At 62.8% G+C, this 12,162-nt stretch carries 13 protein-coding genes; 2 read left to right on the plus strand and 11 right to left on the minus strand.

Annotation, left to right across the window (positions count from 1 at the left end; genetic code table 11):
• Positions 1-52: 52 nt before the first annotated feature.
• Complete coding sequence (locus AQ610_RS05295) at positions 53-316, plus strand: hypothetical protein (protein WP_006025658.1); 264 nt, start codon at positions 53-55, stop codon at positions 314-316.
• 23 nt (positions 317-339) lie between these two features.
• On the opposite strand, the gene AQ610_RS05300 is transcribed toward AQ610_RS05295, so the two are convergent.
• Positions 340-984, minus strand: a complete 645-nt coding sequence (locus tag AQ610_RS05300; protein ID WP_006025659.1) for a class I SAM-dependent methyltransferase — start codon at positions 982-984, stop codon at positions 340-342.
• A gap of 441 nt (positions 985-1,425) precedes the next feature.
• Here AQ610_RS05300 and AQ610_RS05305 point away from each other — a divergent pair, with 441 nt between their 5' ends.
• Positions 1,426-2,211 carry a glycosyltransferase family 25 protein gene (locus AQ610_RS05305; RefSeq protein ID WP_009913261.1) on the plus strand — a complete coding sequence of 262 codons (786 nt, stop codon included), beginning with the start codon at positions 1,426-1,428 and terminating at the stop codon, positions 2,209-2,211.
• A gap of 84 nt (positions 2,212-2,295) precedes the next feature.
• On the opposite strand, the gene AQ610_RS05310 is transcribed toward AQ610_RS05305, so the two are convergent.
• The 10 genes from AQ610_RS05310 to AQ610_RS05355 form a co-directional block, all read right to left on the minus strand.
• Positions 2,296-3,090, minus strand: coding sequence for a DNA adenine methylase (locus AQ610_RS05310; RefSeq protein WP_009913260.1), 795 nt, complete (start codon positions 3,088-3,090; stop codon positions 2,296-2,298).
• Between the two features lie 149 nt (positions 3,091-3,239).
• Positions 3,240-3,632 (minus strand): tail fiber assembly protein, encoded by a 393-nt coding sequence (locus AQ610_RS05315; protein WP_009913259.1) that lies wholly within the window; start codon positions 3,630-3,632, stop codon positions 3,240-3,242.
• Positions 3,633-3,641: 9 nt separating this feature from the next.
• Complete coding sequence (locus AQ610_RS36770) at positions 3,642-4,802, minus strand: hypothetical protein (protein ID WP_052687564.1); 1,161 nt, start codon at positions 4,800-4,802, stop codon at positions 3,642-3,644.
• Between the two features lie 2 nt (positions 4,803-4,804).
• A complete protein-coding gene (locus tag AQ610_RS05325; RefSeq protein WP_231748947.1) occupies positions 4,805-5,413 on the minus strand; it encodes a YmfQ family protein in 609 nt (202 codons plus the stop codon).
• Positions 5,374-6,441 carry a baseplate J/gp47 family protein gene (locus tag AQ610_RS05330; protein ID WP_006025664.1) on the minus strand — a complete coding sequence of 356 codons (1,068 nt, stop codon included), beginning with the start codon at positions 6,439-6,441 and terminating at the stop codon, positions 5,374-5,376. The genes AQ610_RS05325 and AQ610_RS05330 overlap by 40 nt, the downstream gene beginning before the upstream one ends.
• Positions 6,441-6,791, minus strand: a complete 351-nt coding sequence (locus tag AQ610_RS05335) for a phage GP46 family protein (protein ID WP_006025665.1) — start codon at positions 6,789-6,791, stop codon at positions 6,441-6,443. The genes AQ610_RS05330 and AQ610_RS05335 overlap by 1 nt, the downstream gene beginning before the upstream one ends.
• Before the next feature lie 65 nt (positions 6,792-6,856).
• Positions 6,857-7,459: a phage baseplate assembly protein V gene (locus AQ610_RS05340; RefSeq protein ID WP_006025666.1), complete on the minus strand. Its 603-nt coding sequence runs from the start codon at positions 7,457-7,459 to the stop codon at positions 6,857-6,859.
• Positions 7,456-8,580 (minus strand): phage baseplate assembly protein, encoded by a 1,125-nt coding sequence (locus AQ610_RS05345; RefSeq protein WP_009916826.1) that lies wholly within the window; start codon positions 8,578-8,580, stop codon positions 7,456-7,458. The genes AQ610_RS05340 and AQ610_RS05345 overlap by 4 nt, the downstream gene beginning before the upstream one ends.
• On the minus strand, positions 8,564-9,874 hold the full coding sequence (locus AQ610_RS05350; protein WP_006025668.1) for a DNA circularization protein: 1,311 nt from the start codon (positions 9,872-9,874) through the stop codon (positions 8,564-8,566). Before AQ610_RS05350 ends, AQ610_RS05345 begins: the two co-directional genes overlap by 17 nt.
• A 1-nt stretch (position 9,875) precedes the next feature.
• Positions 9,876-12,128, minus strand: coding sequence for a phage tail tape measure protein (locus AQ610_RS05355; protein ID WP_006025669.1), 2,253 nt, complete (start codon positions 12,126-12,128; stop codon positions 9,876-9,878).
• Between the last annotated feature and the right edge of the window lie 34 nt (positions 12,129-12,162).

Genomic DNA, 12,162 nt, shown 5'->3' on the forward strand with positions numbered 1-12,162 from the left:
GCTTGCCGCTTCCTTTCGTGTGATCCAAAGCGCCGACAGGCGTTCGACATCGATGAAGCTCCTGACCCAACTCGCCGTCGCGTCCGCTGTGGCGGGCGCACTTGTCGCGGCCGCCACGGCCGCGTTCGCGCAGAACTCGCCCGGCGTGCCGGGCGGCATCCTGAACGACCAGTTCCGGCTGAACGAGCATCCGCAAATGCAGTTCGCCGCGTCGGCGCCGACGAAGAAATATCAGAGCGGCAAGAAATCGGACCTGCGCAGGAAGGGCGACATGGGCGACCCGAACGGCTGCAACCTGAAGTGCCCGATGAACTGACGATGCGCATGCGCGGCGCGACGTCACGCGGCCGTCGAGGGCGGCTGCGCGCGCGGCCACGAATGGCCGATCGACGACGGGGACCCCGAGAAGTCCGCGTAGCGCTGCAGCCGATAGACGGCTGCGGGCGGCACGTTCGCCCACGCGATGCCGATGCGCTCCGCACGAATGCCGATTGCCGCGAGCCGGCGGGCGGGAATCGGGCAGCGGGGCAGATAGGTGAACTGATAAAACGCGCCGCCCGGGCCGAGGTGCATCGCGAACGCGCCGTGCACGATCGCGATCGCCTGCTCGACCGGCATTGCGACGAGCGGCAGGCCGCTGACGACGGTGCTCGCGCGCGCGTCGCCGAACAGGCCGTGCGTGATGCCGAGTTCGGCTGCATCCATGTTCATGACCCGCAGCGCGGGGAAGCGGCGGCGCAGTGTCGCGGCGAAAGCGGGATCGGCTTCGACGAGCACGAGCCGCTCCGCTGCGACGCCGCGCGACAGCAACTCGCGCGTGAAGACGCCCGTGCCCGCGCCGAGCTCGATCACGCGCGCGCTTTCGCCGGGGATCTGGGCGGTCATCAGGGCGGCGAGCGCGGGGCTGGACGGCGCGAGCGCGCCGACCTGCCGCGGATTGCGCAGCCAGGCACGCAGGAAGAGCGCGAGTTCGGGGATTCGCATGATTCATTCCTGAGGAATTGAGCAGCAAGCGGAACGCGGCATCGTTCGGACGAAATCGGTTCCGACGCTACGATCGGCAAGCTAGCCTGCCACGTTCAAAAACACCGGCCATCGTGTATTACCCGCTGTATTGCGCTCGCGCATGAAGCGAGGCGATGGCGCGAAGTGTAACGTCGCGCGCGATTTGTCACCGTTTAGCGATATGTTTGTCACTGCCTGATCTGCCGCTTTTGCGCCGGATTTGTCACGGTGAATGCACATGGCACCGTGCGAGGGACGCACGTCCCGATTGCCGCCCACTGCACCGAAAAATGGGCGCTGGCAGCTTCACCTCAGCCCGCCCGGCGAGGCGTCGGCGCAAGGTTCCGCTATACTCTCGAAACATTTCCGTAAGAACAAAGTAATGCGCGTGTCGCGCATGCCAAAAAATCGAGGGAAGAAGTGGAACGGGGTATCTCGTATGTCTGCATCTCGCTTACCCGTGCGCAAGACCGGCGCACCAAGATGGTGGAGCAGTTTGCCAATCACGGCATTAATGCACGGTTCTTCGATGCATTTGACCTGAAGGGAACTGTCGAAGCCATACCGGGTTACGACGCAGCCGGTCGCCAGCGGCGCTATGGCTGGCAGCTTTCTCGCGGGGAGGTCGGTTGCTACCTTAGCCATCGTGCGGCGTGGCTCCAACTGGTGCAATCCGGCAAGGAAGCAATGTGCGTCATGGAAGACGACATCACGCTGCTCGACGGGTTCAAAGCCGCTACGCTCGAACTCTACGCCGCCCGCCAGCATTGGGATATGGTGCGGCTGATGTGGATCAACGAGCGTCAGCAATCCGAGTATGCGCGTCTTCCGAGCGGGACCAGATTGATGTGGATGGAAAACCCAGTGGGCTTGCAGTGCTACATGATCACGCGAACCGCCGCGCAACGCATGCTGGACTACACGGCGAAAATCACGCATGCGATTGATATCGCGTTCGATCGCAACTGGGAGCACGGGCAACGGATGTATGTCACGTCTCCGCAGTTCGTAGCAGACACCGGCGCGCCGACGACGATCACTGACAGGCCTGATAGTCGAACGCTCGTGCAGCGATTGAAAGCCAAGTATTACCGTAAGGTCGAGCGGCGCACGTCACGCCGCTTCAACGACGAGCATCGGCCAAAGCGCCCGATTCAAATCGAAATCGCGCCTGCCAATGTCGACGCAACGCCGACACCCGCGTAAAACATAGCTCGGCGGCAGGCGCGAACGCAAAGCGCCTGCCAATAAACCGTCGACCTTTCCCGCCAGCTCGTCGAATGATTGCTGTCAGAACAAACCGCCTGTCAGCGTTCCGGGCTCCCAGTTCGTAATCACAAGCTCGCGGCTCTTTGGCGCGCCGCCAGTTGCGTTGTTCAAACTGTACTTGATTGACAGTCCGAGCATCGGAAAACCATCGAACGCTCGACGAATGTCGGGATGATCGTTGATGCTCACCATCACCTTGCCTTTACAGGCGCGCATCATAGCCGCCATCCGTTCGTATTCTTCGAACGGGAACGGAACGCCATATCCCTCGGTCTGCCAGTACGGCGGATCACAATAGAAGAACGTGTGCGTCCGATCATACCGCGCCATGCACTCGTACCAAGGCAGGTTTTCGACGTGTGCGCCGGCCAACCGCAGATGTGCGGCTGACAGACTCTCTTCGATCCGCAACAGGTTGACCGACGGCGCGGTCGTAGCGGTGCCGAACGTCTGCCCTTCAACTTTGCCGCCGAAGGCATGGTGCTGTAGGTAGTAGAACCGTGCTGCGCGTTGTATGTCGGTAAGCGTTTCCGGAACCGCGAGCTGGTGCCATTTGAATACCTGTCGACTCGAAATCGCGTACTTGAATTGCCGCACGAACTCTTCAAGGTGGTGCTGCACGACGCGGTATAGATTCACCAGTTCGCCGTTGATGTCATTCAGCACCTCGACTGGTGCCGGCATCGGCCGTAGGAAGTACAAGGCGGCACCGCCGCAGAACACCTCGACATAGCATTCGTGTTGCGGGAATAGCGGAATGAGTTGCTCGGCCAAGCGACGCTTGCCACCGAGCCACGGAATGATGGGTTGTGCCATTTAGGGTGCGAATTGTCTGTTAAACTCGCCCTGCCTTCGCGAAGGTGGCAGGGCCTTGGCTTCTCACTGTTCCGCGCAGTGAGTAAGTGACCGGCACGAGTGCTCACTACACTCGTGCCGGCCGCCTTGTTCCGAACAAAAATGAAGTGTTACTCGCTTGTGGGCGCATCCGGCCACCGCACATCCAGCGGGAAGCCCGGTTGTTCCGGCAGATCGCGAAGCGTCTGCCGATAGGCTACCCACTTCTCCCGAGTTACCGCCGACACGTCGGGCGCTTGTGTCCAGTCAGACGCACGAAGGAGTGAATCCCGTTGTTCTCGCGCCTTCTGTGCGGCGAGGACCGGGCGGAGTTCTTCGCCACGCTTAAGCAGGTCCGTAACGTCCGGCGGCACAACGGAGCAATTCCATTGCGCGATGAACGCATCGCCGCACTGAAGTCCCGTTTGCCGATCTAGTGGATGGCCTACCCAATAATCGCGCCCGTGTACGAGCTGCGGCCAGCGATCCTCAATCGCCATGATGAGAAGTTCGTGCTCGACCAAGTAGCCTCCTTACGTGTTGCGAATACGGGTGCATCGCAAGAACAACGTGCGCGGTGCAGCATCACCGTTCCAGTTGTCGGTTCGGATGCCCTTCACGAACCATGAGTCCGGCGCATCCACAGTTGTCGTGCCGGTGCTTTGTCGAAGTGGGCCGAACTCAGCAAAATCGTACGGCTGGCACGTTGCGCCTGCATTCGCTTTGCTATTGTCCCGGTTGTACAAGTCGTTCAGCACGTCGTTGGACCAGCCGTGATTTTCAAAAAACCAGTTTCCGCCCGGAGTAGCACGATGCTGGTCGCGGAAGTACATGTCGCCCCAATCGTTGACCGACCAGATGACGCCGTTGTACGCGTTGTTGATGATTTCGATACCGCCGCCATCGCGCGCTCGGAGGTACGAGCTAACGTCTTGGCCATCTCGCCAGTTTCTGAGCTGGAAGTCCGCCTGCCAGCCTTGTTTGCTGAGCGCTAAGCGGCCGCCAACAATTCCGCCGGACGTGTTCAGCTTCGAGTTTGGATCGAAGTTACCCGTGTCCCAAGGCGTCGATCCTGCGAAACTCGGTCGAGCCGGAAGGTTCATTACGCCGTTCTCATCGATCACCGTGTACTTGTACGCGTTCGATGGACCAGTTCGGAAAACAACGTTTCTGACGGACGGGTCGTTGTAGATCAGCGGCTTCGTGCCGTCGTTGTCCGCATACCCCTGGCTCAACTGAACCTGTGGCACCGCCAACGGACCAGTCATTGCCCCTCCGCCCTTGGGAACGGCGTTGTTCAGCACCCACTGCTGCGATGCATATGCAGCAAGTTGACTCGCGAACGCGACCACGCCGACGTCGGTTGTATCGATCGTCACACGCAGACCTGAACCATCCGTCGCCCAACCGATTTTTACCGCGTTTTGGCCTTGCAGCGCGCCAGTACCCTGTTGAACCGGGGTGTATCCGAGTACGGGCTGATAGTTCGCGCCAGCATTACCGACGATCTTCTGAATGCCCTTCAGGAGCTGGCCGTTGTCGTTGGGATCAAGCTTGATCCCAACGCTCTCCGGCACGGCCGCAAGCTCCTCCTGCACGGCTTGCATGAAAGGCTGCGTGACAACCGTACCCTTCACGCCGGCAGACGGGTCGCCGGCATGGAAATTCCCATCGGGGGTGTTGATTCGCTGCATGGTTACTCTTCCTGGTAGATGAAGTAGACGAAGGTGTCGGCCGGTTTTAGATCCTCGAATACAGCTTCGAGGATCGGGTCTGCGAATGTCAGAAGCGGCTCGCCGACCGCGCTTTCGTCCACGCGGAAATAGATTTCCAGCGTCGGCGCGCCGTGTACCACAACGCCCCATTCGTAGATGATGTCCTCGATCCATAGCGCGTCACCCACCGAGTTTTCATCGACGCGAAACGGGTCCGGCTCGATGATCTCGATGCGATAACCGAGCGCGGCCGCGAGGCGCGTGAAATACGGAATCGACATGCCGCCGGTCTCATTGACCTTCGCGACGACGATCGACACGCGTTGCTGCAGCGTCGTGTCCACGGCCGGCGTGATGCCACACACACGCTCCCAATCCGGCAATAGCTGCTGTGCAAAGAACGGCGTGATGCCGTTCACGATCGTTTCGGCGTCGGCGAACGCGCGATCGAGCGCCTTCCCCTCGGCAGCCAGCTCGACTGCGAGATGCGACTCACGCGGATCGTATGAGACGGGAGGAAGCAGCCGCCCGAGCAGCTCGGCGTGTTCGTTCATACCATCGGCCTCAACGTCACCTTGCCGAGCCGGCACCACTCGATCACCTGCGCATTGACCACCGGAACGACGTTGGCCGCCGGGCTATCCAGTACGTAGTCGTCGACGCCGAGCGTGTCGTTGATGACACCGCCGATGCGGTTGCGAATGACCGTGTCACCGGGCGATACGATCGCGTTATAGGCTTCGAGACCGGATTCCACGGCGGCCTGGGCCGCATCGAGCGTGATGCCGTTCAGCTTGACGGCCGCCGTGACGTCGTATGGCTTGATCGACGGCACGACGACACGCGTATCCTTGGCTCGCACCGGCCGCTGATCGTCGATGTGCGCTTGGGCCGACTTCAACACGTCGTCAGAGGGCAGACCATCCTCGGTCACGATCACCACGTCGACCGTGCCGAGTCCGCGTCGCAGCGGATAAACGAACGCCGCCGTCACGCCCGGCACCTCCATCGCCCATTGCCAGTAGTCGTATTTGTTGCCGCCGGCTGGCGGACGACGGATGCGTTGCAACAGGCGTGCGAGCAGGCTGTCGAGCGTTTCGATCGGCGTGCCGCCGCGCAGGCTCACGATCGTCAGCGTCGCGTCGATGTCGACCGGCGGCACGGTGAGCGTGAGCGCGTCACCATCCTGGCGATTCCCGACGATGCCGGCGTCGACGGCCGAGACGGCGACAACGAGATTGCCCGTCGCGTCGAACGTGCCGCCGCTCGTCGTCACATAGGCCGTGCCGTCCTGGTACTTCGCGCTCATACCGCTGGCGACCTGGACGCCGGGCTTGCCCGTCGCGCGCGCGGTGCCGCTCGCGACGACGGCCGGCTTGCGCTCGATGCCGCGCAGGCGCGCGTGAAGAATGAGCTTGTCTTCGTCGGCCGTGTCCGGAAAAATCTGCTTGGCGGTCCAGACCTGGTGCGCGTACAGCCCTTCGATCGCGCTGGCCGTGCCGCTCGCGCGCACGAAGTGATCCGAATCCGGCCCGACGTCGGCTTCCGGGCGCTGATTCTTGATCTCGCGAAGAATGTTTTCGCGAATCTGGTCGAGAGTCAGAACGGTTGCCGGCATTACGACACCTTGACCGAATGTTGGAAGTGGCGAACGTCGCCCGTGGCGTCGACCACTTCGATGAGCAGAATGAGCCAGCCTTTTTCGGCGGAGGCGGACGACACCGACACCTCACGGGCGCGGCCGTCCTTAACCAACGGGGCGAGCGCTTGCTCGGCGTATTGAACGGCGAGACGGCGCACGCGGGGCGTATCTTTCTCGCGCGCCAGCGTGTGCAGCAGCGACCCGACGTCGAGCGCGGCCCACCAGGAGCCGAGCGGTGTGGCGAGGCGGATATACACGGCATTCGCAAGCGTCGTCGTTTGCGTGCCGGTATATCCGCCAGTTTGCGGGTTCAGAAGTGCGTCCATGCCGCGATTGTGATCGCGCGCGCGTGGACAATTCAGATGATGGAGGTCAGTGAGTGCCGCTGATGTCAGGCAACAGGGGTGCCCGTGATGCTGCCCGTTTCCGGATGCTTGTGGCCGTTGAAGCTCTTGCCGCTGATCACGGCATCCTTGTCGACGTTCAGGCTGTCGATGCGCGCGCCGTCGCCACCCGACATCGACATGCCGCCCTTGCCGGTGATCTGCTCGGCCACGTTGAGCGCGTGATCCATGTTGACGGTCGGCGTCTTGAAGTTCACCGACTCTTCGGCTTCGATGTTCAGCGTCTTCGTCTTGATGTCGATGACGCGGCCGCGAGCGAGGACGATGGAATCACCTTCGTCCGTGTACAGCGCCACCTCGCCAGCCTTCAACGCCTTCAACCGATACTGACCATGCTCGGTCGCGATGACGATTCCATGACTCGTCTTGCCGCCGACCGGCACCACGACCATCATCGTGCCGGCCGGCGGCGAACTGGTGTAGCCGTAGTGTTGGAATAGTTCGAGGTCGACCATGTTCTCGCCAGCGAGACCTTCGCCGCGAACGGTCGCGGTCGGGCCGTTTGTCTGCACGCCACCGATCATTCCTCGGAAGGCTTGCCGAATGCCGGAAACCGCACGCTGGATGCGCTTGTCGATGTCCTTGATCATTTCATGATGCTCGCGTCGATGGTGGCGTCCGTGACTTCGATCGATGGTCCGCCGCGTTTCTTCTTCCGATGCTTGCGTCCCGAATGCGGATGCGCGTCGAGAATCCACACGCCATCTTCCTTCAGGGTCAGCGTCGTGTGCGTGCCGCCTGGACGGCCCCCCGTGAATCGACGCGCCATCAGGAAGTAGACGGCGTCGATCCCGTATTCCTCCCATACGACGTGCACCCGTTGGCCCGGCTTCCACAGCACGCCGTCCGAGGTTCGGTGTCCCTTGACGCTCGCGCGCAGCGTGTGCGCCGCGAGCGCCGAGTCGGAAATGATCTTGCGCGCACGCGCTTCGGCCGCTGCCAGATTGGGCGCGTCGTGGTCGACGACTATCTTGGGGCGGTACACCGGCACATCCTTGTCTTTCACGGTCGCCTTGATCGCGTGCTTGCCGGCCTTCGATCCGGTGCCGTGCGCCTGGCTGAGCACCGTGACTTCCGAGTGTCGCTCGGCGATCGACAAATCCTCGTCGAACCACTCGACGTTGTTGCCCTTGCCATCCTCGCGCAGGATCAGGCTCGCGACGGGCGGGGCATTGTAGTCCGGCCCGCCGACCACGAGCGTGCCGTCCGGATCGAACCACGGCCACAAACCTTCACCCTCGGCCGCGTGAACGAGCGCGTCCCATGCCGTGTCACCCGGGTCGACGCTGATCTTATCCCACGTCGACTGCGCGCGCGCCGTGTCGATACGAATCTTCCTGATCCCGAGCGGTTTAACGATGTTCGCGACCACCTCCGCTAACGTGACCTGTTTAGCCGTGAAAATCGGTGCCGAGCAGTCGCGCAGGATCGCGGCATAGTCCCGGCCGCTGATCGACAGCGTCTTCTCCGTCTTGCTGGTGCGGCGACGCACCTGGTCGACGTAGCCGACGAGCACCGTGTCGTCGCCGACCTTCACCTGGACGTGCGCGCCGGAATTGACGGCGTCCGGCATCTTGCCGGCCGGGCGCGTGAGGCGCACGTCCCACGCGTCGGCCGGCGTCAGCAGATCGGAATCGATCGAATACGACGACCAGGCGCTGTGCGCCTTGCCACCGATCAGCAGCGTCACGTCGTCATTGGGCGAAGCCACGGACGATGTCTCCTCGTTGAATGAAGTTCGGATTGCGGATCTGTGGATTCAGACGCAGCAGCTCGGCCGACCGCGAATAGTCCCCGTACCAACGATGCGCCAGCAAGGTCAGGTTCGCCGGCGCATCGACGGTACGCGAAATGATCGGCGGCAGGACGTCGATCACCTTGATCGCCAATTCCTGCACCGACAGCGCGGCATCCTTCAGCGGCTCGATGACAGGACGTGCCTGCTCGACGGGCACGGCTGCTCGCACGGCGTCGATCGCGGCCTGGATCAGCTCGCGCGTGTCGTTCGCAATCTGCTCGACCTGGGCCGGCGTCAGTGTCGGCGTGCCGACCTCGTTTGCGAGGACGTCGGACGCGACGCCAGTCGTGACCGTCGCGACAACCACCGCTGTGATGGCCGTGACGAGCTGGACGTCCGCTGCATCGGCTGCCACGGTTCCAGGACGTGCTGGCGCGTAAGGCGCTGCGGGATCAACGGCCTCACTGGTCGCGACCGTCGTGGTCTGTGTGCCGGGAATGGCCAGCGGCTGACCGGTGGCCGATGCTGCCGGCAGCTTCACGACTGTCTTCATCTGGTCGCGCATGTCGTTCCAGTCGGACATGACGAGTCCCGGATCATACGAACGGAAGTCGGCGATGCCGCTGACCAGCCCGATCAGGTCGGAGGCGAAAGCGCCTGGCCACGACAGATAATCGACCGTCGCACGACGGAAGCCGACGACGAGCGCCTTGATCGGACCGAGCGTCTCGCTCATCACGTCACGCAGCGCATTGAGCCGACGCAAGCCCGCTTTCATCGTCTTGAGCGCATCGACGGCCATCTCGAACATATTGGTGCCCGCGTCCTGCGCGTCGGTCGCGAGCTGCGCGGCCGCATCGGCCGTCTGAGTCGGCTGCTGTTCGACGAAGAACGGATTGGCCGGCGTCGAACGCTTGAATCGCATCTCGATCACGCAAGCGTCGACGTTCTCGGCATCATGCGAGACTTGCGCACCGAGTAGCTGCATGTCCGGCATCGACCCGAAGATCGGATGAATCAGTTCACCCGGGCCTTTAACCGCGAGTGCGCCGAGCAGCGCATTCATCCGGTCTTCGTAGTCGTCACCGAAAAAGACTGCGGACAGGTTGACGGTGTGAGCTTTCAGTCCAAGGTCTTCCACATCCTCGCCGTCGACATGCGGCACCGCGTATTCCGCCGTGTCGCGATCGATCGTATCGGACGTGCGTTGGACGTCGAACGGCACACCGCGAAACGCGGCGTCGAGCAAGGTGTCTTTCCATGCCATATCAGAATCTCCGCGCGGCCTTTTGGCCTGCCGTCGTGACGAAGTCGTAGAGATGCTGACCGTCCAGATTGATCGTGAAATGGCCTTCAACCACGGGCGGCTTCTCATCCTTCTTCTGCGCGAAGATCGCGTCGCCGATCATCTTGCCGAGCTTCTCGCCCCATTCGTGACCGAAGTATCCGGCGACGGCCCCGACGCCCGCGCCGACGATGTTGCCCGCGATAGGGACGACAGAGCCGATTGCCGCACCGGTCGCGGCACCTGCCGCCATGCCGGCGAGACCGCCGACAGCACCGCCCGCGACGCCGACATAGGCCGCTTTCTTTTCGTCTGCCGGCTTCGACTGGTCGCCCGAGATCGACATCGCTTCAAGCCCGCTCGCAATGGCCAGTAGCGGGCCGCCGCGCATGCCGATGGCTTTCGCCATGCCGGAGAATCGCGCCCCGAATCCCGCCGCGCTGGCCGCGCCTGCGACACCTGCGCTCGCCAGCCCGGCATCGGCTGCCGCCACGGCGCCGGCAGCGCGGCCGCCGGTCACAAACCGCATCAGACCCGCGCCCAGGAGGATGGCCGTCAGCCCTTCGAATGCGAGCGTCGTGCCGGCAATTGCTTTCGCGAGACCCGGGTATTCCTTCGCATAGTTCGCGAGCTTCGACGCCGCGTCGCCGAGCTGGTGATTCAATCCGCGCAGGGCTTCCATCTCCGCGATCTCGGCCTCGTTCTTGAGCTGCTGCGCCTTGAACCCGTCCATCGCTTTCACGACGTCGAAGTCGCCCGCGATCGTGCCGCCTCCGCGATCCCATTCGTGCATCGCAGCTTCATAGACCTCCTGCCGCTTGTGCTTCTGCGTGATGTAGCCGGTCAGCGCCATCACGGACTGCTGGTTGCCGAACAGCTTGCCGATCGCCGAACCCTGCAGCAGGTTCGCCATGTCCGTCAGCAATTCCTTGTCCTCGCCCGGTTTGGCGGTTTTCAGTTTGCGCTGGATTTCCTGGTACTTCTTGTCGCTCTTGAAGATCGTCTCGATCGTCGCCTCTATCGCGTCGAGCATGTCGCCGCCGCGCGCCAGGGTCCGCATTTTGACGCCCTCGAAATCCTTGATGCCGGCGCGTTTCGCCGCGTGCGCCAGCTCCCGGCTCGACATCTGGTTGAGCAGGTCGGTCACGTTCGTGCCGGCCTGACCGGCGGTGCCGGCCGTGGACATCGCGGTTTCGTTCAGCGCCAGAATCTTCGCGTAGCCGCGCGCGCCCGAGAAACCCGCATTGCCTGCGGCCGCCATCTGCGCCGGAAGGTAATGACTCAGGTCCGGGAACTTGAATTCACCCATGTGGCTGGCGACTGCCCCCATGTCCAGCACACGCCCGGTGTCGTGCTCTTCAAAGCGCAAGTTCTGCACGGCCTTGACCGCGACGTTGCCCAGGTCGACCGGGTCGGCTCCCTCGGCTTGCGCACCTCGCTGCAGTTTCGGCAGAAGCTCGAACGCGGCTTTGTGTCCAAGCGCGTCGTGAGCCATCAGTTTTTCGAGGGATTCCATCGCTTGGTCGAGCGTCCCGCCACCTTCCTGAACAGCCGCGTAAACAACGGCTCGCAGCTCATCGGTGGCCTTCACGCGATCCTTCGGTGCAAGGTTGCGATAGCTGGTGTTCGCGATCATCGCCAGATGCTGATCGAACCGCATTGCCTGGCCCACCGGGCCGGACAGCACGCGCGCGCCCGCATAGGCTCCGGCAATCCCTTCGCCGACGCGCAGCATGCCGTGCGAGCCGCGAGCCAGCAGGCTTTCCCGTTCGACCGTCTTGCCAAGTTCCTTGTTCAGCTCGGCGACCTTGCGCTGAACGGCTGCGAACGCGCGCGCCTGTTCGTTCGACGACGAGAAGCCGGCCCGCGCGAGTCGGTTGTACGACGCGACCGTCTGGTCAATTTCGCGCCGGATCGTCTGTTCCGATCGAATGTCGAGCTGCTGACGGGCATTGGCGAGCCGTTGCGACCCGGTTAGCACGTTACGGTTCGCGCGCTGATACGCCGCCTCGGTCTGCGCGACGTTGCGCTGTACCGCTTGCTCGGCCTGCGCGCCGGATGTCATGCGGACGTTGTACAGCATCCGGCTCGTCGACACGGCGACGCGCGACGCGTCGGTATAGGTCTGCGTCGTCTGGCGCACGCTGCGCTGGACATTGCGTTCGGATTGCTGCGCCGGCGCGGACACCTGGTCGCGCATCCGAATGGTCATGCCGACGGCGAGATCGCGAGACATTCCTATTTACCCTTGCGGCGTTTGCGCCGCATGC

The organism is Burkholderia humptydooensis, from assembly GCF_001513745.1.
GTDB classification, from domain to species: Bacteria; Pseudomonadota; Gammaproteobacteria; order Burkholderiales; family Burkholderiaceae; genus Burkholderia; species Burkholderia humptydooensis.

What these genes read in the sequence shown, in the direction of transcription:
- AQ610_RS05295 (WP_006025658.1), top strand. Translation starts at nt 53, where the DNA reads ATGAAGCTCCTGACCCAACTCGCCGTCGCGTCCGCTGTGGCGGGCGCA.
- AQ610_RS05300 (WP_006025659.1), bottom strand. Translation starts at nt 984, where the DNA reads ATGCGAATCCCCGAACTCGCGCTCTTCCTGCGTGCCTGGCTGCGCAAT.
- AQ610_RS05310 (WP_009913260.1), bottom strand. Translation starts at nt 3,090, where the DNA reads ATGGCACAACCCATCATTCCGTGGCTCGGTGGCAAGCGTCGCTTGGCC.
- AQ610_RS36770 (WP_052687564.1), bottom strand. Translation starts at nt 4,802, where the DNA reads ATGCAGCGAATCAACACCCCCGATGGGAATTTCCATGCCGGCGACCCG.
- AQ610_RS05330 (WP_006025664.1), bottom strand. Translation starts at nt 6,441, where the DNA reads ATGCCGGCAACCGTTCTGACTCTCGACCAGATTCGCGAAAACATTCTT.
- AQ610_RS05335 (WP_006025665.1), bottom strand. Translation starts at nt 6,791, where the DNA reads ATGGACGCACTTCTGAACCCGCAAACTGGCGGATATACCGGCACGCAA.
- AQ610_RS05340 (WP_006025666.1), bottom strand. Translation starts at nt 7,459, where the DNA reads ATGATCAAGGACATCGACAAGCGCATCCAGCGTGCGGTTTCCGGCATT.
- AQ610_RS05350 (WP_006025668.1), bottom strand. Translation starts at nt 9,874, where the DNA reads ATGGCATGGAAAGACACCTTGCTCGACGCCGCGTTTCGCGGTGTGCCG.
- AQ610_RS05355 (WP_006025669.1), bottom strand. Translation starts at nt 12,128, where the DNA reads ATGTCTCGCGATCTCGCCGTCGGCATGACCATTCGGATGCGCGACCAG.